The following is a 23196-nucleotide window of genomic DNA, read 5'->3' on the forward strand; positions in this document are numbered from 1 at the left end:
GCGCATTGCCTCAAAGAAATCCCCACCATCCGAAGATGGCCACGGGGCGGCCCGGCCAACTGACCGAGCCGATAAAGGCACTGGCTTTTAACACGCTGTTGAGTTCTCAAGAAACGGACACCCACCGCGCCGAACCCCGCTCCCGCAGGCCCCGGCTCCGGGGCAACCCTTCTAACTTACCTGTTCCGCTTCCGTTGTCAAGCCGATCAGCGAAGATCTTTTTGACGGTCGGAGGCGTCCCACTCCCCCGCGGCGACGACACACCCCCAGGCCGAAGACCTGGCGATGATCGTTCCGTAGGAGATGCCCTGCGGGCCGGCCACCTCGCGGCGTCCTGCATCCCGTTCTGAGCTTTCACACCATCCTACACGAGCCCGAGCGCCGCTCGAACCGTTTTTCGGAGGCCCGATCCCCGGCGAGCCGGCCGCCGCTCACAGCGTCCCGCATCCCGTCCGGGGCGCCACACGGACCAACTGCAGCCGAAGCCGCCGTTGTTCCTAGTGGCTTCCCCTGGGCCGTCCGCCTGCCGGCGTCCCGCATCCCCTCGGGGCAGAAGAGACATTAGGGTCCGCCGTCACCACCGTCAAATCAAGGCACACCAGGCACCGGGGAATCTTGTCACCCGAACACACCATCAGCCTCATTGACCTCGCCTTTCAGGCACTACGTGCCGCGGGTCACAGTGGGGTAGCGTGCGCGGACAACAGTGGCTCCCGGCACGACACTCGGCCGAGGTCAGGAGGAACACCTTGTGAATGTGCCCGCCGCCGTCCGCTCGTCCGCGGAGCGCCTCGTGGTCGCCGCGACGATGGGGCCCACGATCCATGACGTGCACGCTTGGCGGTTCAGGGTCGTCCCCGGTCTGATCGAGCTGCACGCCGACCCGGACAGGTTCCGGTCCATGCACGATCCGCTGGGGCGGGGCCTGCATCTCAGCAGCGGCGCCGCACTCGTCAACCTGCGCCTCGCCGCCGCCCAGCTCGGGCACGAAGCCGTGGTCCGGGTGCTTCCCGACGCCGGACGTCCATCGGTTCTCGCCTCGATCCGCCTCGCCGGACGGCACCGGGTGACCCGCGAGGAACGGCTGCTCTACGCCGCGACGCTGAAGCCCTTCCTCGACGGCCGTCCCGCACCGGGCGTCCGGCCGGCGCTTCCCCTCGTCAACGAGCTCGCCGAGGCGGCCCGCCTGGAAGGGGCGGCGCTTCACCCGCTCGCCGGCGGAGCACTTGAGACGGGAGGATGCCGTGCGGTGCTCACGACTCGCGGCGACTCCCCCGCCGGATGGCTTCGTGCGGGACAGGCGCTCCAGCGCCTCCTGCTGAGCGCCACGGCCCGCTCGGTCTCCGTCTCCTTCATGTACGAGGCCGTCGACGTGCGGGGAGCCGAGGGCGTCGCAGAGCCCGGCGAGGTACCGCAGGTGCTGCTCGAACTGACTCAGCGCGTGGACGCGGACCTACATCAGCCGCCGGTACGTCGACAGGACGAAGGAGAGCGGCACCGCCAGCGGGTCCGGTAGTCGCCGCAGCCGCTCCCTGAGCCGGCCGGCCGGGACGTGGTGCGCGCTCGGCCCCATCCCCACGAGCGTGGCCACCTCGTCGTGGGTGAGGACGGCCTCCGACTCGATCTCCTGGCGCGCATCGAACTTGAAGTAGCCCGCGAGCGCGGCGTCCATGCGCTCGGTCTTCCGCTCATCGACCGAGAGGAGCCCGAGCGGATCCACCAGCGTGCCGAGATGCCGGGGCGACGGCGTCACGGTGAACAGCCGCCCGTCGTCACGAAGGACCCGGTGGAACTCGGCCGCGTTCCGCGGAGCGAAGACGTTGACGACCACGTCCGCCGCACCGTCGCGCAGCGGGAGCGGACGCCAGAGGTCGGCGACGACGGCGCCGGCTCTCGGATGGGCCCTGGCGGCCCGGCGGGCCGCGTGCTTGGAGATGTCCAGCGCCAGGCCCACCGCGCCGGTCGACCGGTCGAGTATCCGGCTCAGGTAGTGCCCGGTTCCCGCGCCCGCGTCGACCACGAAGGACGGGCCGACGCCGGCGACGCCGGATGCCAGCCGGTCCGCGGGAGCGTCGAAGTGGCCGGATCTGAGGAACTCGTCGCGGGCCCGCACCATCTCCGGGGTGTCCGCCGTCCCGGGGCGGGCGTTGCCCGGCAGGAGGTTGGCGTACCCCTGCCGTGCGATGTCGAAGGAATGCCCGCCGGGGCAGAGCAGCCCGCGGTCGGCCAGTTCGAGGTCGGCTCCGCACACGGGGCACACCAGGTAGGGGACGACATCGGCGAGCATCCGTCCATCATCGTCCATACGGGCGGTGGATCGGGATCCGCCACCCGCTTCTTTGCCCTTGCGCCGCCCGCGCGCAACCCGCGCGCCGCCGGGGCGTCCGCTCGCCGTCAGCCGTCAGCCGTCGGCGCGGCGGCGGACGTCCTCCATGTCGAGGCCGCGCACCTGCTCGATCACGTTCTCCAGCACCGGCTCCGGCACCGCGCCCGCCTCGGCGAAGACGATGAGGCCGTCCCGGATCGCCATCAGCGTCGGGATCGACCTGATCCCGAACCGCTCGGACAGCTCCGGCTCGGCGTCGGTGTCGACCTTCGCGAAGACGATGTCCTCGTGCCTGCCCGCGGACTTTTCGTAGACCGGCGCGAAGCGCTTGCAGGGTCCGCACCACTCCGCCCAGAAGTCCACCAGCACGATGCCGTCGGCCTGGGCCACCTTGTCGAAGTTCTCGGCGGTGAGTGTGACCGTCGCCATGTCGGTTTCTCCTCAGTCGGGGTATCAGGTCGTAGAGCGGCTAACAGCCTCGCAGTATTCCCCGTTCGGGAATCACAGAGCGGTAATTAGCGTTCTCCTCACAGGGAGATCGCACCGGAGAAGGGTCAGGATGGCTGCAACCCGTACAAAGGGCGACAGGGTCGACGTCACCGACAAGGATCTTGTCGGGGCGTACCTCGACCGGATCGGCCGTACTCCTCTGCTCGATGCGCAGGCGGAGGTCGATCTGGCCAAGGCGATCGAAGGAGGCCTGTACGCCGAGCAGCTCCTCGAGGACGGGAGGGTGCCCGCGGGCGCCACCCGCGAGGAGCTGGAGGAGCTGGCCGCGGCGGGGCTGCGCGCGAAGCAGCGCTTCGTCGAGGCCAACCTGCGGCTGGTGGTCTCGATCGCCCGGAAGTATCCGACCGACTCGTTGCCCCTCATCGACCTCATTCAGGAGGGGAACCTGGGGCTGATGCGCGCGGTGGAGAAGTTCGACTACCGCCGCGGCTTCAAGTTCTCCACGTACGCGACCTGGTGGATCAGGCAGGCGATCGGGCGCGGGCTCAGCCACACCGCCCGCACCATCCGGCTGCCGGTCCATGTGGAGGAGGAACTTTCGCGGCTGCGGCGTGCGGAGCGCCAGCTAGGGCGGGAGCTCGGCCGGGAGCCGACCCGCGAGGAGCTGGCCCTGGCACTGGGCGCCGAGGCCGAACACGTGGACGAGCTGCTGCGCTGGCGGCGCGACCCGGCGAGCCTGGACGCGACCGTCGACGACGCCGGCGAGACGCCGATGGGCGACCTGCTGGAGGATCCGGACGCCGTCACGCCGGAGGCCGAGATCCTCGCGCTGGACGACATCGAGGGCCTCGCGCGGCTGCTCGACCGGCTTTCGGAACGCGAGTCCGCGATCGTGCGCGCCCGGTTCGGGATGGACAGCGGCCAGCCGCTGTCGTACGCCCAGATCGGCGCCCGGTACGGCCTGAGCCACAACCGGGTGCGGCAGATCACCGACCGTTCGCTGCGGCGGCTGCGCCAGCTCGCGAACGAGACGGATCTGAGCGGGCGCAGGACGCTGGCGCCCGGCTCCGCGCGGGAACCCGCGGGCGCCGGCAGCCGGGCGGCCTGAGCACGCCTCAGCACGCCGCGGCGCGCGGCGCGGCACGGCACGGACGTGCCGCGGTGCCCAACGGCACGCGGAACCGGGCGGTCACCAGAACGGGACCGCCCGGTTCGCCGTTTCAGGCCCGTTCCGGGCGTGTCCGCACTGGAGCGTCCGCGGGTTCGGTGTCCACTGCCGGGCGGGCGGTGTCATAGCCTTTCGGGGTGAGTACATCCGCCGTCACCGGGGACCTCGACGCCTGGCGCGCGCTCCCCGCCCTCCAGCAGCCCGATTGGCACGATCCGGACGAGGTCCGGGCGGTCGCCGCCGAACTGGCGACCCAGCCGCCGCTCGTCTTCGCCGGCGAGTGCGACCAGCTGAAGACGCAGCTCGCGGACGTGGCGCGCGGCGAGGCGTTCGTCCTGCAGGGCGGCGACTGCGCCGAGACGTTCGGCGGGTCGAACGCCGACGCGGTGAAGAACAAGCTGAAGACGCTGCTGCAGATGGCGGTCGTGCTCACCTACGCGGCCAGCGTCCCGGTCGTGAAGATCGGCCGGATGGCGGGCCAGTTCGCCAAGCCGCGGTCCAAGCCGGTGGAGGTGCGCGGCGGCGTGGAGCTGCCCGCCTACCGGGGCGACGCGGTCAACGGGTTCGCGTTCGACGCGGAGTCCCGCCGCAACGACCCGCACCGGCTGCTGCAGGCCTACCACTGCTCGGCGGTCACGCTGAACCTGTGCCGGGCGTTCACCAAGGGCGGCTACGCCGACCTGCGCCAGGTGCACGCCTGGAACCGCGACTTCGTCCAGCAGAGCCCGGCGGGACGCCGCTACGAGCAGCTCGCGGGCGAGATCGAGCGGGCGCTGACGTTCATGAAGGCGTGCGGGGCGAACCCCGACGAGTTCCACGGGGTGGAGTTCTACTCCAGCCACGAGGCGCTGCTGCTGGAGTACGAGCGGGCGCTGACCCGCATCGACCACCTCAGCGGCCTGCCCTACGACGTGTCCGCGCACTTCCTGTGGATCGGCGAGCGCACCCGGCAGCTGGACGGGGCGCACGTCGAGTTCCTCCGGCACATCCGCAACCCCATCGGGGTGAAGCTCGGCCCGACGACGTCCGCCGACGACGCGCTCGCGCTGATGGACAGGCTGAACCCCGACGGCGAGCCGGGCCGGCTCACCTTCATCACCCGGATGGGCGCGGGCAGGATCCGGGACGCGCTGCCGCCGCTGATCGAGAAGGTCCACCAGAGCGGCGCGCCGGTCGCGTGGATCTGCGACCCGATGCACGGCAACACCTTCGAGGCGCCGAGCGGGCACAAGACCCGGCGGCTGGACGACGTCCTGGACGAGGTGGCGGGCTTCTTCGAGGTGCACCGGGCGCTCGGCACCCACCCGGGCGGCATCCACATCGAGTTCACCGGCGACGACGTCACCGAGTGCGTCGGCGGCGGCCAGGGGCTCGCCGAGGCGGACCTGCACCAGCGGTACGAGACGGCGTGCGACCCGCGGCTCAACCGCGGCCAGTCGCTGGACTTGGCGTTCATGGTGGCCGAGCTGTACCGCAAGTCGGCCTGACCGGCGGCACGTTCCGGGGCGGACGCCTCCTCAGATGTCGACCTCCGCCCACACGACCTTGCCGCCGGTCACCGGGTCGGCGCCCCAGGAGTTCGCGAACCGGTCGACGATGAACAGGCCGCGGTGCGACTCGTCCAGCGGGCCGGGGACGGTCAGCCGGGGCAGCTGCGCGGCGCGGTCGCGGACCTCGACGCGGACCCGCCCGGGCCCGCGCAGCAGCCGGAGCTCGAGCGCGGTGCCCGCGTGCCGGACGGCGTTGGCGACGAGTTCGGCCACGATCGCGGTGACGAGCTCCTCGCGGTCCATCAGCGCCCAGGTGCGCATGGTGCGGGCGGCGAGCCGCCGCGCGTACTCGACCGCCTCGGTCTGGGGCGCCGCACGCAGTGTGGTCTCGGTCATCGGGTCGGTCACTCCGCCCGCTCGCCGTTCTTCATCGTGTCCCCTCACCGCCCATCGGTGCCTCCTCCGCCGGGCCCTCGATCAGGAACCGGTCGAGACCGGTGGTGCGCAGCACGTTCTCGACCCGGCCGTAGGCGCCGGTGACGGTCAGCGTGGCGTTCTGGGCGCGCGCGTGCTTGTACGCCCGGACGAGGACGTTCAGGCCGGAGGAATCACAGAAGTCGACCGCCGCGAGGTCGACGACCACCGCCCGCTCGCCCGCGTCCACGAGCTCGGTCAGCCGAGTGCGCAGCTCTTCGGAGGAGTGCAGGTCGATGGAGCCGCGCGCGGCGATCGTCGCGCGGCCGTCCTGTCGTGTCGTGTGCAAGGCAAGCCCCACGCCACCCCACCTTACCGATTGTTGGTCTCCATCATGACGCCCGCAGAACGATGAGGGCAATGTCGTCGTTGGACGGCTCGGGCCCGAAGTCGCGCACGGCCCGCTGGATGCGCGCGGCGACGGCGCCCGCGCTCAGCCCGGTGCAGCCCGCGAGCAGCCGTTCGAGGCCGTCCCCGTCGCCGAGCAGCCGGTTCCCCGCGCGCCGCTCGGTGACGCCGTCGGTCACGCAGAGCAGGACCTCGCCGCGGCGCAGGTCGACGGTGTCGGTGTGGAACTCCACACCGTCGAACACGCCGAGCAGCGGCTGGGCCGTGGCGGCCTCGCGCACGCCGCCCTCGGGGTCGAGGACGAGCGGCAGCGGGTGCCCGGCGCTGGTCAGCCGGATCCGCACCCCGCCGGGGTCGCGGGCCGCGATCTCGCCGTGCAGCAGGGTGAGCAGCCGGCCCCGCTCCCCCTCGCCGAGGATCAGCCGGTTGAGCCGCTTCAGCACGGCCGGGACGGACATGTCCTCGGCGGCGAGGATGCGCAGCGCGTGCCGGGCGAGGCCGGTGACGGCGGCCGCCTCGGGGCCGGTGCCGCACACGTCGCCGATGGCGAACCGCCAGCGGGACGCGGCGGCCGGGCCGCCCTGGGCGGGGCCGCTCTCGAAGACGTCGTAGAAGTCGCCGCCGACCTCGCTGCCCTCCCCGGCGGGGTCGTACACCACCGCGACCTCCAGGCCGGGGATCTCCGGGATGCCGGGCGGCAGCAGGCTGCGCTGCAGGGCGCTGCTCATCGCGGTCTGCGCGGAGAACAGCCGCGCGTTGTCGACGGCGAGCGCGGCGCGCCGGCTGAGCTCCTCGGCGAGTTCGATGGCGCTGCGCGGGAAGCGGTCGCCGGGCGGGCGGCCGATGACGATGGTGCCGATGCGCCGGCCGCGGGCGATCAGCGGGAAGGCGTAGACCTGGTCGGCGGCGGTGTCACCGGCGGCGATCCGGACCTGCCTCGGGGCGGTGGCCAGCCCGTGCCACGGGCCGGGGCCCTCCATCGGCGGGGCGGCGCCCGCGTGCTCCAGCAGCTCGCGGAGCCCGTCGGCGCGGTTCTCGTCGGCGTGCCACACGTAGGCGAGCCGGTCGGGCTCGGCCTCGGTGACGGTGTAGACGGCGCACCAGGTGGCCAGGCGCGGGACGACGAGCTGGGCGACCAGGGCCATCGTGCGCTCCTGGTCGAGGGTGCCGGCGAGCAGGTCGCTGGCCTCGGCGACGAAGCTGAGCCAGCCGCGCCAGGACCGTTCCAACTCCCCCACCCTGGCCTTCTCCAGGGAGAGCGACATCTCGTCGGCGAGGCGCCCGAGCCGCACGCCGTCGGCCTCGTCGAAGCGGCCGGGCACGGACGAGACGGCCACGACGACGCCGGTGAGGCGGCCCTGGGACTCCAGCGGCGCGGCGGCCAGGGAGCGCGCTTGCAGGGCGGTGGCGGTCGGGTCGGCGCCGGAGGCCACCCAGGGCGAGCCGGCGCGGGCGGCGGGGCCGAGCCCGGCCACCGACAGCTCGCCGAGCGGCAGTTCGGCGGCGGTGCCGGCGGACGAGCCCATGATCATGCGGCCGTCGCGCTCGGTGAGCAGCACGGCGGCGCCCTCGGCACCGAGGGTCTCGCGGACGGTGGCGACGCCGTCCTCCATGGCCTCGACGGCGGCCGGGGAGCGCAGCAACCGGTCTCCGGCGACGGGGACGTCGCCCACGACGCCGCCCTCGCGGCCCTGCGCGGCGGCGCCGTCGCGGGCCTGGTCGCCGCGGTCGCGCGGGGCGCGCTCGCCGGCGGCGCGCTCGCGGGAGCCGCGCGCGGCGGGACCGGCGGCCTCGGACCCGGCCGGGCCTGCGTCCTGACCGGCGGCGGTCCCCGGTTCGGCGGCCTCGGCCGCACCCGGCCGGGGCAGGCGGAACCAGACGCCCTTGGTGCGGCGGTCGTAGGACACGCCCCAGGACGCGGCGAGCCGCGCGATCGACGGCAGCCCGCGCCCGCTGGAGGCGGTGACGCCCGGCATCTCGATGCCGCGGGTGGGGTGCCGGTCGCGGACCTCGATCTTGATGTCGCCGTCCTCGAGCCGGCAGGAGACCTCGAAGGACGTCCCGGCGTAGGCGATCGCGTTGGTGGCGAGTTCGCTGGTGGCGAGCACGGCGTCGTCGGCCGCCTCGTCCATGCCCCAGTCGGCCAGCACCTTCCGGACGAACCGGCGCGCGTCCGCCACCGCCGCGGCGGTGGACGGGAAGGTGGCCGAGGCCGTCTGCCGATCCAACCGTCATCCCTTGTTCGAAGCGTCACTGTCCGGGCCGGGGCCCGCCGTGGCACGACAGACCGTAACACGAAGACTACAAGCGCGGATGCACGGTAATCGACGTCTGCGCACGGCCGGGCCCGCGAACGGGCCCGGCCGCGGCCCGGCGACGTAGAGTACAGGTGCGGCCGGAAGCGGGCCCAGGGAAACCGGAAGAGGGGCCCGGAGAAGGAGTCCGTGGTATCCGGATGTTCGTCGATCGCGGGCCAGGAGGATGAAGAGAATGCCGCGTACCGCGTCACGTGCCCGTCCCAACGGGTACCGCGACACCACCCCGCGCTACAGCGACGCCGATCTCGCGCCGCTGCTGAAGGCGCTCGTCGCCGTGCGGGACGGCAGGGCGAGGGACGAGCTGGACGTGCCGGGCGAGGGCGCCGTGGCCGAGGCCGCGGCGATCCTGGAGGAGATCCGGCAGAACGGGCAGGACCTGGCCGCGGGGCTGAACCGCGTCCGGCAGGAGATCGGCCGCGAGGGGAAGCTGCGCGGGCGGCTGACGCCGGGCACGCTGCGCGGCACCTGGGCGACGGCCGCCGAGGACGCCAACGCGATCATTGACAAGCTCACCGACCTGGCCACCGGGATGCACCAGGTGGTCGAGGCGGTGGCGGCCGGCGACCTGAGCCGGCGGGTGGAGCTGCGGGTGCGCGGCAGGCCCATGCGCGGCGAGCTGCTGCGGATGGCCAAGTCGGTCAACGGCATGGTGGAGCTGCTCGACCAGTTCACCTGGGAGGTCACCCAGTTCGCCCGCGAGGTCGGCACGGAGGGGCGGCTCGGCGGGCAGGCGCCGGCGCGCGGCATGACGGGCCGCTGGCGGGACGTGACGGCGTCGGTGAACGTGATGGCGTCGCGGCTGACGTCGCAGGTCCGCGACATCGCCGAGGTCACCACGGCGGTGGTGAAGGGCGACCTGACCCGCAAGGTGACGGTGGAGGCGAGCGGTGAGCTGCAGGAGCTGAAGCTCACCGTGAACACGATGGTCGACCAGCTGTCGGCGTTCGCCGACGAGGTCACCCGCGTCGCCCGCGAGGTCGGCACCGAGGGGCAGCTCGGCGGGCAGGCCCACGTGCGCGGCGTCAGCGGGGTCTGGAAGGACCTGACCGACAACGTCAACGCGATGGCGAACAACCTGACCAACCAGGTCCGCAACATCGCGCAGGTCACCACCGCCGTCGCCGACGGCGACCTCGGCAAGAAGATCACCGTCGACGCGCAGGGCGAGATACTGCAGCTCAAGAACACGCTGAACACGATGGTCGACACCCTGTCGGCGTTCGCCGACGAGGTCACCCGGGTGGCCCGCGAGGTCGGCACCGAGGGGCGCCTGGGCGGCCAGGCGCGGGTCCCGGGCGTGAGCGGCGTCTGGAAGGACCTGACCAACAACGTCAACGGCATGGCGTCCAACCTGACCTACCAGGTCCGCAACATCGCGCAGGTCACCACCGCCGTCGCCGAGGGCGACCTGGGCAAGAAGATCACGGTGGACGCGCAGGGCGAGATCCTGGAGCTGAAGGACACCGTGAACGGGATGGTCGACACGCTGTCGGCGTTCGCGTCCGAGGTGACGCGCGTCGCCCGCGAGGTCGGCACCGAGGGGCGCCTCGGCGGCCAGGCGGTCGTGCCCGGCGCCGGCGGGGTGTGGCTGGACCTCACCGACAACGTCAACGCGATGGCGAACAACCTGACCAACCAGGTGCGCGGGATCGCGCAGGTGACGACCGCGGTGGCGCAGGGCGACCTGACGCGCAAGATCGAGGTGGACGCGCGGGGCGAGATCCTGCAGCTCAAGGACACCCTGAACACGATGGTCGACACCCTGTCGTCGTTCGCGTCCGAGGTCAGCCGGGTCGCCCGCGAGGTCGGCACCGAGGGGCGCCTCGGCGGCCAGGCGCTGGTGCCCGGCGCCGGCGGCATGTGGAAGGACCTCACCGACAACGTCAACGGCATGGCGTCCAACCTGACCTACCAGGTCCGCAACATCTCGCAGGTGGCGACCGCGGTCGCGACCGGCGACCTGACGCGGCGCATCGACGTCGACGCGCAGGGCGAGATCCTGGAGCTGAAGACGACGCTGAACACGATGGTCGACACGCTGTCGTCGTTCGCGTCCGAGGTCACCCGCGTGGCCCGCGAGGTCGGCAGCGAGGGGCGCCTCGGCGGGCAGGCCGAGGTCGAGGGCGTGTCCGGCACCTGGAAGCGGCTGACCGAGAGCGTCAACGAGCTGGCCGGGAACCTGACCACGCAGGTCCGCGCGATCGGCGAGGTCGCGAGCGCGGTCGCCAGCGGCGACCTGACCCGGACGATCACGGTGGAGGCGCGCGGCGAGGTCGCCGAGCTGTCCGACAACGTCAACCTGATGGTCGCGACGCTCCGCGAGACGACCCGCGCCACCGAGGAGCAGGACTGGCTCAAGACCAACCTGGCGCGGATCGGCGGGCTCATGCAGGGCCACCGGGACCTGCTGCAGGTCGCCGAGCTGATCATGCGGGAGCTGACCCCGACGGCCAGCGCCCAGTACGGCGCGTTCTACCTCGCCGAGAAGGCGGGCGACGAGCCCGAACTGGTGCTGATCGCCGGGTACGGGACGCGGCGCAGCCGCACCGGCGCGGTCCGGTTCGCGCTGGGCGAGGGCCTGGTCGGGCAGGCGGCGCAGGAGCGCCGGCCGCTGCTGATCGCGGACGCGCCGGCCGACTACGTCAAGATCGGGTCGGGCCTCGGCGAGGCGTCCCCGGTCAACATCATCGTGCTGCCGATCGTGTTCGAGGACGAGGTGCTGGGCGCGATCGAGCTGGCCTCCTTCGGCCGGTTCACCGACGTCCACCTGGCGTTCTTCAGCCAGCTGATCGAGACGATCGGGGTGACGCTGAACGCGATCCGCGCGAACGCGCGGACCGAGGCGCTGCTCGGCGAGTCGCAGCGGCTCGCGCAGGAGCTGCAGGAGCGCTCGGACGAGCTGCAGCGCCAGCAGGGCGAGCTGCGGCACTCCAACACCGAGCTGGAGGAGAAGGCGGCGCTGCTGGCTCAGCAGAACCGCGCGATCGAGATCCAGAACTTCCAGATCGAGCAGGCCCGGCGGACACTGGAGGAGCGCGCCGAGCAGCTGGCGATCTCCTCGCGGTACAAGTCGGAGTTCCTGGCGAACATGTCGCACGAGCTGCGCACGCCGCTGAACAGCCTGCTGGTGCTGGCCAAGCTGCTGTCGGAGAACCAGAGCGGGAACCTCACCGCCAAGCAGGTGGAGTTCGCGCGGACGATCCACGAGTCCGGCACCGACCTGCTGGAGCTGATCAACGACATCCTGGACCTGGCGAAGGTCGAGGCGGGGAAGATGGAGGCGCACCCGCAGCGGCTGTCGGTGTCGGGGCTGGTCGACTACGTGGACGCGACGTTCCGCCCGCTGTCGGTCGACAAGGGGCTGCAGTTCGGGGTGGAGGTCGCGCCGGACGTCCCGGGCACGCTGAACACCGACGAGCAGCGGCTGCAGCAGGTGCTGCGGAACCTGCTGTCGAACGCGGTGAAGTTCACCGCCGAGGGCGAGGTGCGGCTGCTGATCGAGCGGGCCGGCGACATCGACTTCACGCTCCCGGCGCTGTGGAACACCCCGGACGTGATCGCGTTCCGGGTGATCGACACCGGGATCGGGGTCAGCGCCGACAAGCTGCAGGAGATCTTCGAGCCGTTCCAGCAGGCGGACGGGACCACGAGCCGCCGCTACGGCGGCACCGGCCTCGGCCTGTCGATCAGCCGGAACATAGCGCGGCTGCTCGGCGGGGAGATCCACGCCGAGAGCCAGCCGGGCCGCGGCAGCGTGTTCACCCTGTACCTGCCCGCCCAGTACAACGAGCGCGAGGACCGGCGGCGCCCGGCCCCGTCCGAGGAGGCGGCCGCCGCGCCGGACGGTGCACTGACCATGGGCGGCGAGCGGGCCGGCGGCCGCGCGCGGCGTGCGCTGCCGGCCGCGGAGAACGGGCTGCCGGTCGAGCAGCGCCCGCCGGCGACCGAGCCCGAGCCGACGCTGAACGGCATGGTCGAGGAGCCCCCGGCCGACTTCCTGGACACCGCGCTGTCGGGCCGCAAGGTCCTGATCGTCGACGACGACGTCCGGAACGTGTTCGCGCTCACCAGCGTCCTGGAGGGCTACGGGATGGAGGTCCTCTACGCCGAGGACGGGCAGGCCGGGATCGATGTCCTGCACCGCAACCCGGACGTGGCCGTCGTGCTGATGGACGTCATGATGCCGGGCCTGGACGGCTACGCGACCACGGCCGCCATCAGGGAGATGCCGCAGTTCGCCGACTTGCCGATCATCGTCATCACGGCCAAGGTGATGAAGGGCGACCGGGAAAAGAGCCTCGACTCCGGCGCGTCGGACTATGTGCCGAAGCCCGTGGACGTGGACCATCTCCTTGACGTCATGAGGAACTGGCTGCAACCCTCCATCGTCCGCTGAGGAGAGGAGACGCCCGGGCAGGTCGCCGTGGGAGGCGTTCTGCCGTCGATGGCGGGGACCGGAATCGGAGAGGCGCGCGTGGACGACAAGGCGAAGATCCTACTCGTGGACGACCGCGAGGAGAACCTGATCGCGCTGGAGGCCATCCTCAGCTCGCTCGATCAGGACCTCGTCCGGGCGCGGTCCGGTGAGGACGCGCTGAAGGCCCTGCTGACCGACGAGTACGCGGTCATCCTGCTGGACGTCGTGATGCCCGGCATGGACGGGTTCGAGACGGCCCGCGACATCAAGCGCCGCAAGAAGACCCGGGACCTGCCGATCATCTTCCTCACGGCGGTGAACAGCGACCCCGACTACGCGTTCCGCGGCTACGCGGCGGGCGCGGTCGACTTCATCTCCAAGCCGTTCGACCCGTGGGTGCTGCGCGCCAAGGTGTCGGTGTTCGTGGAGCTGCACACCAAGAACAAGCAGCTCCGCGACCAGACGGTCCTGCTGCGCGAGCAGGCCGCGCTGCTGCGCGAGCAGGAGAAGCGCCTGGACGAGCAGCCCGGCCCGGACGCGTTCGAGCAGGCCCGGGTCCGGCTGGAGGCGGTGGAGGAGCAGGCCGGGGCGGTCGGCAAGCACGTCCCGCCGGCCCGCCGCGACGAGTTCGAGGAGCTGACCCGCCGCCTCACCGACCTGCGCGAGGCGCTGAACGGCGAGCAATCCCCGTAGCAACGGCCCCGGCCTGCCGCCCTGGCCACGCGACTACCCCGACCATCGCGATCGCGACCGAAGGCAGTTTCGAGCTTGCGAGAAACTGATCGCGCAGTGAGCCGCTACACGAGCTAACCGCCATTCAACACGGCCCGCGCCGCGGCGATGCGGGCGAGGGTGCGGTCGCGGCCGAGGATCTCCAGGGACTCGAACAGCGGCAGGCCGACGGTGCGGCCGGTGACGGCGACGCGGACGGGCGCCTGCGTCTTGCCGAGCTTGAGGCCGTGCTCGGTGCCGATGCGCTCCAGCCGGTCCTTCAGCTCGGCGGCGTTCCAGGGGGCGTCCTGGTAGGCGGCCTCGGCGGCGGCGAGGATCGCGGCGGCCGGCTCCTTCATCGCCTTGTTCCAGGACTGCTCGTCGGACGGCGGCTCGTCCAGGAACGCGAAGTCGATCATCTGGACGATCTCCGACAGCAGCGCGACCCGGGTCTGGGCGAGCGGCGCCAGCTGGGCGAACACCGCGACGTCCACGTCGAACGGGGCCTGCTCGAGGAAGGGCAGGCATTCGGCGATGAACTTCTCGGCGGGCAGCGCCCGGATGTACTCGCCGTTGATGGCGCGGAGCTTCTTGACGTCGAAGAACGCGGGCGAGCTGTTGACGTCCTCGATGCGGAACTCCTCGACGATCACGTCCCAGGGGACGATCTCGCGGTCGCCGGACGGGGCCCAGCCGAGCAGCATCAGGTAGTTGCGCATGGCCTCGGCGAGGTAGCCCTCGGCGCGGTAGTCCTCCAGCGCGACCTTGTCGCGGCGCTTGGACAGCTTCTGCCGCTTCTCGTTGACGATGACGGGGACGTGCGCCCAGACGGGCGGCTCGCCGCCGAGCGCCTCCCACAGCAGCTGCTGCTTGGGCGCGTTGGACAGGTGCTCCTCGCCGCGCACCACGTGGGTGATGCCCTGGCTCATGTCGTCGACCGCGTTGGCCAGCAGGAACGTGACCGAGCCGTCGGCGCGGGCGATGACGAAGTCCTCCAGGACGGCGTTCTCGAAGACGGGCTTGCCGCGCAGCAGGTCGACGACGGTGGTCTGGCCCTCGTCGGGGGTGCGGAAGCGGAGGGCGCGCCCGGGGCCGGGCTCCAGGCCGCGGTCGCGGCAGAACCCGTCGTAGCCCTTGTGCTGGTCGCCGGTGCGGGCGACGATCGCCTCGCGGCCGCAGTCGCAGTAGTAGGCGCGGCCGTCGTCCTTCAGCCGCTGGACGGCGTCGGCGTGCTTGTCGGCGTTGGCGGACTGGAAGTAGGGCCCCTCGTACTGCTCGCCGTCCATGCCGAGCCAGGCGAGGGCGCGGATGATGCCCTCGGTCCATTCCGGGCTGTTGCGGGAGGCGTCGGTGTCCTCGATGCGCAGCACCAGCGTCCCGCCCGACTGGGCGGCCATCACCCAGTTGAACAGCGCCGAGCGGGCGCCGCCGACATGGAACATGCCGGTGGGTGACGGGGCGAAGCGTACGCGGATCGAAGAACTCGAAGACATGCCCCCAAGGGTAGAGCGCGCGGGCCCCCGCTCGCGCCGGGACCCGCGCGCCGCAGCGGGATTCGGGGCCCGCCCCGAAACCGGCCCGGCCCGGTTCAGGGCTTCCAGTGCGGGTCGCGGCCGGCCACGCCGAGGACCCGGTCGAGCAGCGGTGCGTCCTCCGGCACGGGCACTTCGGTGCCGAACACCCCGTACTGGCGGCTCATCTCCGCCATCGGGACGACCTGCTCCCAGGCCGCGCGCACCACCTCGGGCGGCATGCCGGGGTCGCGGCCGGTGGCGGCGGCGAGGTCCCAGCCGTGGACGACGCTCTCGACGAAGAGGATCCCGGCGATGAACCCGGCGGGCATGCCGTCCGGGTTGCCGGTGAGGCTGGTCCTGCCCTCCCAGGCCGCGGGGTCCTGCCAGGCCTCGGCGGTCTTGCGGGCCTGCTCCCCGAACCGCTCGGCCCATCCCGGTTCGGCGGTGAAGTCGTGGTCCTCCCCCGGACCGGTGACCGGCGACCGGTGCGCGGCGGCCTCTCCCCGCCCGGTCCACAGGATCAGGTGGTTGACCAGGCCCCGCACGTCCCATTCGGGGCACGGTGTGGGCGCGTCCATCTTCTCTGCGGGGATCTCCATGACGATCCGCCCGGCGGCCTCCGCGGCGGGGAGCATCAGGTTCCGGATATCCATGATCTTTTCCTCGCTCATCTGTTCGAACTCACCGTCCACGCTAGGACGGTCCCGCGGCGCGGGTCTTGAAGAAACGCGACACGGCTAGCCTGAGCGGATGGACCGATCCCTACCCGGCGGGACGCGGGGCATCCTGCGGGCGCGGGAGGCGCTGGAGCGCTTCCGGGTGGAGCGGATCGCGCCTCCTCCGGCGCTCGCCGCCTTCGTGGAGAACTTCTGGGTGCTGCGCTGGGACCTGCGCGGCCGGGCCCCGCACCGCCAGCAGGTGCTCACGCGGCCGTCCGTCCACATGACCTTCACGAGTTACCTGACCGGCGGGGCGACGCGGGCGCGGATCGTGGGCGTGGTGCGGGACGACTTCGTGGAGGAGATCCACGACGAGGGCCGCGTTGTGGGGGTCGCCTTCCGGCCGGGCGGGTTCCGGCCCTTCATGGACACCGCCGTCTCCACCCTGACCGGGCGGTTCGCGGGCGTCGACGAGGTGTTCGGCGCGGCGGGCCTCGCGCTCGCCGACGAGATCTTCGCGCTGTCCGACGCCGGGGAGGCGGTCGGGCGGCTGGAGGCGTTCCTCACCGGGCTGACGCCCGCACCCGACCCGGCGGCCGAGCAGGCCGCCGCGATCGTCGGGCGGATCGCGGCGCGGCCGGGCCTCGTGCGGGTGGACGAGCTGGCCGCCGACGTCGGGCTCGGCACGCGCGCACTGCAGCGCCTCTTCCACGAGTACGTCGGGATCGGCCCCAAATGGGTGATCCGGCGGTTCCGGATGCAGGAGGCCGCCGAGCGGGCCGCGTCCGGCTCCGGCGAGGACTGGGCCCGGCTGGCCGCCGAACTCGGCTACGCCGACCAGGCGCACTTCACCCGCGACTTCACCGCGGCGGTGGGGACGCCGCCCGCGCGGTACGCACGCGAGGCGGGCCCTGGCAGTATCGACGCATGACCGCCCCCCTCGATCCCCGCGCCCCCCTCGATGACCTGGACGCCTTCCGGACGCTGGCGGCCGGCCGGCTCGGCTCGTTCGCGCACACGACCGTGCCCGACGCGCCCGGCCTGCGCCGGGCCGGGGTCGTGCTGTGCGCGGTGCGGCACGGCGGCGTCCCCGCCGTCATCCTGATCAAGCGCGCCTACCAGGGCCGGAACGCGGGCCAGTGGGGGCTGCCGGGCGGGCGCCTGGAGGACGGCGAGACGCCCGAGGACGCGGCGCTGCGGGAACTGCACGAGGAGATCGGGCTGGCCGCCGGACCGGCCGACGTCCTCGGCCGACTCGACGACTTCCCGGCCAGCTCGGGCTTCGCGATCACGCCGGTCGTGGTGGCACTGGAGGACCCCGGGCCGCTCCTGCCGAACCCGGACGAGGTCCACTCCGTCCACCACACGACCCTGCGGCGGCTGGCGGCCGACGACACGCCGCGGTGGGTCGCGCAGCCGGACGGCGGCAACCTCCTGCAGATGCGGCTCGGCCCGAACTGGCGCGTCCACGCACCGACCGGCGCGATGCTGTGGCAGTTCCGGGAGGTCGTGCTGCTCGGGCGGCAGGTCAGGGTCGCCGACTTCCTCCAGCCCGACTGGACGCGCCACTGACCGCTAGAACGTCCCGCCGTCCACGACGACGCGCTGCCCGGTGACGTAGGAGGCTCCGTCGGAGACGAGGAACCGGACCACGTCGGCGACCTCCTCGGGCGAGCACACATGCCCGTAGGGGGACGCGGCGTCCTGCTGGCGGATGTCCTCGACGCCGGCCGTGGCGCGCACGAGGCGTCGCCCCATGTCGGTGTCGACGAGGCCGGGCGCGACCACGTTGACGTGCATGCCGTTGCCGCGCTCCTCCTTGGCGAGGACCCCCGCCAGCGCCTCCATGGCCGCCTTGCCCATCGCGTAGGGGCCGCCGAACGCCGGCATGAGGTCGGTGATCACGCTGGACACGAACACGATGTCGCTGCGCTCGGCGCGGCGCAGCAGCGGCAGCAGCACCCGGCTGACGTGGTGGGGCCCGAACGCGTGCACGCGCATGACCCGCTCCAGTTCGGCGGGGTCGGTGTCGGCGACGCCGTCGCCGCGGCTGGCGATCCCGGCGCTGTGCACGAGGATGTCCAGCGCGCCCAGTTCCGCCTCCACCTGCGCGGCCAGGCCCTCGCACTCGTCCGCACTGTCGACCGAGACGCGGAACGCGCGGCCCCGCACGCCGGCGGCCTCGATGTCGGCGACGGTCTTGCGGGCGGCGTCCTCGTCGCGCCGGTAGGCGATGCCCACCGACGCCCCGTCGGCGGCCAGGGCGAGCGCGACGGCCCGCCCGATCCCGCGGCTGCCTCCGGTGACCAGGGCGGTACGGCCGGCGAGAGGACTCATGGGGGGAACTCCTTCGTCAGTGGTCGCTTACAACGGTCCCATCCTGCACGTTCGCGGCCCTCCGCCGGAAGCGCCCCCGGCGGCCGCTACCTCCCGGGCCCCGCCTCAATGACGTGGTACGCCGAGGGCGGCAGCGGCCCGGTGAACGAGACGCCGGTGAACCCTGCCGCCTCCAGCAGGTCGCGGAAACCGGCCTCGGTGCGCTCGCATCCGCCCGTCGCGACGAGCATGTTGAGGTCGTTGCGGACGATCCCCGCCGTCTCGGGCGTGACAATCTCCGGCATCACCTGCTCCAGGATCACCAGCCGGGCGTCCGGGCGCATCGCCCGGCGGACGTTCCGCAGGATCGCGGCGGCCTTCTCGTCGCTCCAGTCGTGCAGGACGCTCTTGAGGACGTAGGCGTCCGCGCCCCCGGGCACGGATTCGAAGAAGTCGCCCGGGACGATCTCGACCCGGCCGGCGGCGTCACCGAGCGTCCCGGCCGCGGCGGCGAGGCCGGCGGGCAGGTCGAACAGCAGGCCGCGCACGTTCCGGTGCGCGCGCAGGATCGCGGCCAGCAGCGTGCCGTCGCCGCCGCCGAGGTCGGCGACCGTCCCGTAGCGGGAGAAGTCGTGGGCCTCGATGAACCCGGGCGCCACCGCGCGGGTGTGCTCGGCCATCGCCTCGTTGAACGTCGCCGCCAACTCCGGGTCGGACGCGAAGGACTCGAACGACGTCCTGCCGGTCACGCGTTTCCAGGCGTACTCCCCCGTGCGCACGGTCTCGGCCATGTCGCCCCAGGAACGCCACACGTCCGGGCCGCAGAACAGCCTGATCAGCGCGCGGACCGAGTCGGGCGCGCCGGTGCGGAGCCGCTGCCCCTCGGCGGTCAGCGCGAACAGGTCCCGCTCGCGCTGCTGCACGGCGCCGAGGGCGGCGAGGCCCCGCAGCAGCCGGTGGAGGGACGGCGCGTGGGCGCCGATCTCCTTCGCCAGGTCCCCGCTCGATCTCGGCCCGTCCGCCAGCGCGTCGGCCAGCCCCAGCTCGGCGGCCACGTGGACGATCTGCGCCGGCATGTATCCGAAGGCCAGGTCCATCAGCGGTGATCTCGACATCATCGGCTCCCCTCGTCGTCGCCGCCGACGCTACGGAGCCCCGCCGCACGCCGTCTTGGACGAATGAAACCTCCGCTCAGAGGCGGCGCGCCCCGGTCAGCGGGCGAGGGCGCGGAGCCAGGTCGCGGCGATGTCGAGATGCTCGTCGGTCAGCCCGGTCAGCGGGTCGATCTCCACGAGCAGGTGCTCGGCGACGCCGGGCTCGCCGGCGATGCACTCGGTGGCGTCGGGCTCGTCCTCGAACCAGACGAACGGGCGGCTCTCCGCCCACGCGGCCACGTGGCGGGCCTTCCAGGCCCCGAGCGAGCGGCCCTCCTCGCTGCCGGGGTACTGCGGGATGGGGACGAAGGGCAGTTCCGGCAGCCCGACCCTGGGCGCGATCCAATCGTTGGCGTTGTCGCACCAGTAGCTCGCCCAGGCCAGTTCCGCCCCGGTCGATTCGGCGAGTTCGAGCAGGGCCGGGCCGTGCGCCCGGTTGAGCCACAGCCGGAACATCCTGCCGTCCGGCGAGCACCTATGCCGCTTGAAACCGCTGTGGGGCCTTTCGAAGGGATTGAGAACTCCGTCCACGTCCAGCAGCACCACAGGCGACCCCATACACCGGACGGTACGTCATGGACGCCTCGCCGTAGAAGGCCTTTCGCCGGGTGTCCGAGTCATAGAGGGCGTCCGGGCGGGCATGCACCGGTCATGTGCCGCCTCTTCGGTATGACGACCGGCAGAGCGCGCGTCCGCGCCACCTTCTGGCTGCTGGACGCGCCGCTCAGCCTCAGCCTGCAGAGCCGCCGCATGCCCGACGGGACGGGGCTCGGCTGGTTCTCGCTCGGCGAGGAGCCCGTCCGCGACCGCGCGCCCATCGCCGCGTTCAAGGACGCCGACTTCAACGCCGAGGCGCGCAACGTCGTCTCCCACACCTACGTCTCCCATGTCCGCTACGCGTCGACGGGAGCGGTCGACGTGCACAACTCGCACCCGTTCGTCATGGACGACCGGCTGTTCGCCCACAACGGCGTGGTGCGCGACCTCGACGTCCTCGACTCGTGGCTCACCGACGTCGACCGGGCGCTGATGCAGGGGGAGACCGACTCCGAGATGGTGTTCGCCTACATCACCGCGGAGATCCGGCGGCACGGCGACACCACCGCCGGGCTGATCGCGGCCGTCCGGCGCATCGCCGCCGAACTGCCCGTCTTCGCCCTCAACGTGCTGCTGGCGGAATCGGGCCGGCTGTGGGCGCTGCGCTATCCGGAGACCCACGAGCTGTGGGTGCACTGGCCGCGGCTGGGCGAACCCGGCGACACCCGGCATCTGGACTCCGACCGCGAGCCCGGCCACGTGCGGCTGGCCTCGCACCGGGAGGCGTGCTCCGCGCACGTGGTGGCCAGCGAGCGCATGGACGACGACCCCGGCTGGCGGCTCCTCGCACCGGGCGAGCTGCTCGTGGTGGACGGCGCGAACGCGGCCTCGCAGTTCCCGTTCGACCGGCCGGCGCGGCCGCTGACGCTCGCCGACCTCTCCCCGGCGGAGTCCACGTCCCAGACATGATCGACTCCGGGATCGGGGACGTAGGGTGGACGGCCGAACCCTTGAGGAGCCCGGATGACGCACGAACTCACGCTGATGGCCGTCCACGCCCACCCGGACGACGAGGTCCTCGGAACCGGCGGGCTGCTCGCCCGCAGCGCCGCCGAGGGCGTCCGGACGGTCCTGGTCACCTGCACCAACGGGGAGCAGGGCGACGACTCCGGCGGAGTGAAGCCCGGCGAGCCCGGCCACGACGCCGAGGAGGTCGCGCGGCGCCGCCTCGCCGAGCTGCGCGAGTCGGCGGCCCTGCTCGACATCGGCCATGTGGAGCTGCTCGGCTACCGCGACTCCGGCATGGACGGCTGGGCGACCAACGACGATCCGCGCGCCTTCGCCAACATCCCGCTCGGCGAGTCCGCCGGGCGGCTCGCCGAGCTGATGGAGCGCTACCGCCCGCAGGTCGTCGTCACCTACGACGAGAACGGCGGCTACGGGCACCCCGACCACATCCGGGCGCACCGCATCGCGCTGGCCGCGGCCGAGCAGAGCGGCGTGCCGGACAAGCTGTACTACACCGCCATTCCCCGCTCGGGCATCAAGCAGATGTTCGACGCCGTCCGGGAGTCGGGCGTGGAGATCGACTTCGACCCGCCGGACGACTTCGGCACCCCCGACGAGCTGATCACCAGCGTGGTCGACGTGTCCGCGCACGTGGACGCCAAGCGCAAGGCGCTGGAGGCGCACGCCAGCCAGGGCGAGAACATCTTCCTGCTGCGGATGCCGGAGGAGATGCAGCGGGCGGCGTTCTCGTTCGAGTCGTTCGTCCGCCGCTTCTGCCGCGTCGAGGCCCCCGGCACGGAGGAGGACCTCTTCGCGGGCCTCAGGTAGCGCGCCGCTGCGCCCGGTAGTGGTCGAGGACGTCCTGCCGCAGCAGGTACCCGAACCCCGCCCGTTCCAGGCGCAGCGCCAGCGCGGCCTGGTCGGCGCCGAGCGCGGCCGCCGCGGCGCTCAGCGGGACGGCTGTTCGACGCCGGCGGATCTCCGCCGCCGCGCAGGTCCTCCAGCGAGCGGATCCCCGTGTCGTCGATGCGCATGGACAGGTCGCCGGCGGGCGCGCCGAGCAGGCCGTACATGTAGATCAGCTCGCCGAAGAGGTCCTCGACGAGGGTCGGGTGCAGGGCCCGGTAGTCGTCGGGGTGCGGGACGGCGAACGCGCTCGCCGGCGCGTCCGCGACGTAGACCATGACCCCGCACTGCCGGGGATGGATCTCGAAGATCCGGAGCGCGTCCTCCAGCCCGCGTACCCGAAGCCCGGTACAGGTCTCCTCGCAGCGCGGCGAGAGGCCGCGCGCGACGGCCTTGCGCGACCATTCCTCCCAGGCGATCTCGGGCCAGGTGGAGCGGCAGGAACCGGAGCCGGTCCTTGCCCGCCTTCCGCGCCATGCGGCGCGTCGTCCGTACCGCGATGCGCGGCGGGGCGTCCCCGGCGCCCGGCTCCATGAGCCGCGTCCCGTAGGAGGCTCCCGGAACGTACGACGCGAGCCTTGTCAGCGGCATCGCCCGGATCGGCCTCGACGCCGCCGTCCTGCATGCGCAGCCGTTCCAGCCGCGTCATCCGGTGCTCGATGCGCTCCAGGAACACCTCGCGCGGAATCCCGTGCTCGGCCGCGAAGCCCTCGGCGACCGTGTACGGAAGCTCGTAGATCGCGGTGCCGGCCGGGGAAGGAGAGCGCGAGCAGCGGATCATCACTTCAAAGGTGGGTTCCGGAAGTCGCGCCGAAGTCCCGCGGCCAGCCCCGGAACCGTAACACCGGTCCCGGTTCCGCGGCCTTCCGATATCGGCGGATCACCTGCCGCCGGTCGCGGTGGGGTCGGTGAACCAATGGTTCGCCCGCAGGGTTCTACCGGCGAAAACGACCTCTTCTTCCGCGGCGAAGGTGAAGCCGAGGGAGCGGCATAGGCCGTTGGACGGGCCGTTCGTCGGCGCCGGGAACGCGTGGACGAGGCCCCAGCGGCCATCGTCGCCGGCGGCTTCGAGGAGCGTGCGGACGGCGTGTTTGGCGACGCCCCGGCCCTGCCATTCGGGCAGGACCATCCACCCGATCTCGGAGAAGGTCCCGCCGTCCCCGGCATGGGACCAGAGCGACACCGTGCCGGCCACTGCGGAGTCGCCGGCGGGGACGATCATCTTGATCCAGGACCTGTCGGCCTCGGCCTCGGCGACGTCGCGGGCGACCTTGGCGGCCATGCCCTCCCGCGGCAGCGGCCCGCCGAGTTCGGCCATCATGACCGGATCGCAGCGCATCCGGACATAGGCGTCGAGGTCGCCAGGGCGGACGTCTCGCAGGTGCAGTGCCGGATTCATG

General features: G+C 72.4%; 20 protein-coding genes and 1 pseudogene. 9 read left to right on the forward strand and 12 right to left on the reverse strand.

The genetic code is table 11. The features are described 5' to 3' along the window. Positions 1-751: 751 nt before the first annotated feature. Positions 752-1516, forward strand: coding sequence for a nitroreductase family protein (locus E1284_RS11185; RefSeq protein WP_243714403.1), 765 nt, complete (start codon positions 752-754; stop codon positions 1514-1516). Here the strand turns inward: E1284_RS11185 and E1284_RS11190 are convergent. Continuing rightward, entirely contained in the window at positions 1454-2305 is an 852-nt protein-coding gene (locus tag E1284_RS11190) for a putative RNA methyltransferase (protein ID WP_243714404.1), read from the reverse strand. The genes E1284_RS11185 and E1284_RS11190 overlap by 63 nt on opposite strands. A gap of 96 nt (positions 2306-2401) precedes the next feature. Next, positions 2402-2755, reverse strand: coding sequence for a thioredoxin (trxA, locus tag E1284_RS11195; RefSeq protein ID WP_131938967.1), 354 nt, complete (start codon positions 2753-2755; stop codon positions 2402-2404). A gap of 130 nt (positions 2756-2885) precedes the next feature. Between trxA and E1284_RS11200 the strand changes: the two genes are divergently transcribed. Both E1284_RS11200 and E1284_RS11205 read left to right on the forward strand, forming a co-directional pair. Next, positions 2886-3884 carry a sigma-70 family RNA polymerase sigma factor gene (locus E1284_RS11200; RefSeq protein WP_131938968.1) on the forward strand — a complete coding sequence of 333 codons (999 nt, stop codon included), beginning with the start codon at positions 2886-2888 and terminating at the stop codon, positions 3882-3884. Between the two features lie 197 nt (positions 3885-4081). Then, complete coding sequence (locus E1284_RS11205) at positions 4082-5431, forward strand: class II 3-deoxy-7-phosphoheptulonate synthase (protein ID WP_131938969.1); 1350 nt, start codon at positions 4082-4084, stop codon at positions 5429-5431. A 30-nt stretch (positions 5432-5461) separates the two neighbouring features. Here E1284_RS11205 and E1284_RS11210 read toward each other — a convergent pair whose 3' ends face one another. From E1284_RS11210 to E1284_RS11220, 3 genes are read right to left on the reverse strand one after another with little or no spacing between them, the layout of a single operon-like run. Then, positions 5462-5830 carry an ATP-binding protein gene (locus E1284_RS11210; protein ID WP_243714405.1) on the reverse strand — a complete coding sequence of 123 codons (369 nt, stop codon included), beginning with the start codon at positions 5828-5830 and terminating at the stop codon, positions 5462-5464. 31 nt (positions 5831-5861) lie between these two features. Beyond that, complete coding sequence (locus tag E1284_RS11215; protein ID WP_239067710.1) at positions 5862-6197, reverse strand: STAS domain-containing protein; 336 nt, start codon at positions 6195-6197, stop codon at positions 5862-5864. 43 nt (positions 6198-6240) lie between these two features. Beyond that, positions 6241-8484: a SpoIIE family protein phosphatase gene (locus E1284_RS11220; protein WP_131938972.1), complete on the reverse strand. Its 2244-nt coding sequence runs from the start codon at positions 8482-8484 to the stop codon at positions 6241-6243. A gap of 262 nt (positions 8485-8746) precedes the next feature. Here E1284_RS11220 and E1284_RS11225 point away from each other — a divergent pair, with 262 nt between their 5' ends. Together E1284_RS11225 and E1284_RS11230 are read left to right on the forward strand one after the other, a co-directional pair. After that, complete coding sequence (locus E1284_RS11225; RefSeq protein ID WP_243714406.1) at positions 8747-12970, forward strand: hybrid sensor histidine kinase/response regulator; 4224 nt, start codon at positions 8747-8749, stop codon at positions 12968-12970. Positions 12971-13048: 78 nt separating this feature from the next. Further along, a complete protein-coding gene (locus tag E1284_RS11230) occupies positions 13049-13684 on the forward strand; it encodes a response regulator (RefSeq protein ID WP_131938974.1) in 636 nt (211 codons plus the stop codon). A gap of 113 nt (positions 13685-13797) precedes the next feature. Here the strand turns inward: E1284_RS11230 and gltX are convergent, their stop codons facing one another. Together gltX and E1284_RS11240 are read right to left on the reverse strand one after the other, a co-directional pair. Next, positions 13798-15195, reverse strand: coding sequence for a glutamate--tRNA ligase (gene gltX / locus E1284_RS11235; protein ID WP_131938975.1), 1398 nt, complete (start codon positions 15193-15195; stop codon positions 13798-13800). 95 nt (positions 15196-15290) lie between these two features. Continuing rightward, positions 15291-15869, reverse strand: coding sequence for a TIGR03086 family metal-binding protein (locus E1284_RS11240; RefSeq protein WP_131938976.1), 579 nt, complete (start codon positions 15867-15869; stop codon positions 15291-15293). Positions 15870-15966: 97 nt separating this feature from the next. Here E1284_RS11240 and E1284_RS11245 point away from each other — a divergent pair, with 97 nt between their 5' ends. After that, positions 15967-16806 (forward strand): helix-turn-helix domain-containing protein, encoded by an 840-nt coding sequence (locus E1284_RS11245; protein ID WP_131938977.1) that lies wholly within the window; start codon positions 15967-15969, stop codon positions 16804-16806. Beyond that, complete coding sequence (locus tag E1284_RS11250) at positions 16803-17447, forward strand: NUDIX hydrolase (RefSeq protein ID WP_131938978.1); 645 nt, start codon at positions 16803-16805, stop codon at positions 17445-17447. The genes E1284_RS11245 and E1284_RS11250 overlap by 4 nt, the downstream gene beginning before the upstream one ends. A 3-nt stretch (positions 17448-17450) precedes the next feature. Here the strand turns inward: E1284_RS11250 and E1284_RS11255 are convergent, their stop codons facing one another. From E1284_RS11255 to E1284_RS11265, 3 genes are all read right to left on the reverse strand, one after another. Beyond that, a complete protein-coding gene (locus tag E1284_RS11255; RefSeq protein WP_131938979.1) occupies positions 17451-18212 on the reverse strand; it encodes an SDR family NAD(P)-dependent oxidoreductase in 762 nt (253 codons plus the stop codon). A gap of 86 nt (positions 18213-18298) precedes the next feature. Continuing rightward, entirely contained in the window at positions 18299-19309 is a 1011-nt protein-coding gene (locus E1284_RS11260) for a methyltransferase (protein ID WP_131938980.1), read from the reverse strand. A 93-nt stretch (positions 19310-19402) separates the two neighbouring features. Further along, positions 19403-19903: an HAD domain-containing protein gene (locus tag E1284_RS11265; protein WP_131938981.1), complete on the reverse strand. Its 501-nt coding sequence runs from the start codon at positions 19901-19903 to the stop codon at positions 19403-19405. A gap of 93 nt (positions 19904-19996) precedes the next feature. Here E1284_RS11265 and E1284_RS11270 point away from each other — a divergent pair, with 93 nt between their 5' ends. Both E1284_RS11270 and E1284_RS11275 read left to right on the forward strand, forming a co-directional pair. Beyond that, the gene (locus E1284_RS11270; protein WP_131938982.1) at positions 19997-20851 is read left to right on the forward strand and encodes a class II glutamine amidotransferase; all 855 of its coding nucleotides are present in this window, start codon (positions 19997-19999) and stop codon (positions 20849-20851) included. Positions 20852-20905: 54 nt separating this feature from the next. Continuing rightward, positions 20906-21718, forward strand: coding sequence for a PIG-L family deacetylase (locus E1284_RS11275; protein ID WP_131938983.1), 813 nt, complete (start codon positions 20906-20908; stop codon positions 21716-21718). Between the two features lie 170 nt (positions 21719-21888). On the opposite strand, the pseudogene E1284_RS43995 reads toward E1284_RS11275, so the two are convergent. Together E1284_RS43995 and E1284_RS11285 are read right to left on the reverse strand one after the other, a co-directional pair. Then, a pseudogene (locus tag E1284_RS43995) lies at positions 21889-22387 on the reverse strand (ARPP-2 domain-containing protein); the annotation flags it as partial. A 289-nt stretch (positions 22388-22676) separates the two neighbouring features. Continuing rightward, positions 22677-23195: a GNAT family N-acetyltransferase gene (locus tag E1284_RS11285; RefSeq protein WP_207923689.1), complete on the reverse strand. Its 519-nt coding sequence runs from the start codon at positions 23193-23195 to the stop codon at positions 22677-22679. Position 23196: the final 1 nt, after the last annotated feature.

This window comes from Actinomadura bangladeshensis (assembly GCF_004348335.1).
GTDB lineage: Bacteria > Actinomycetota > Actinomycetes > Streptosporangiales > Streptosporangiaceae > Spirillospora > Spirillospora bangladeshensis.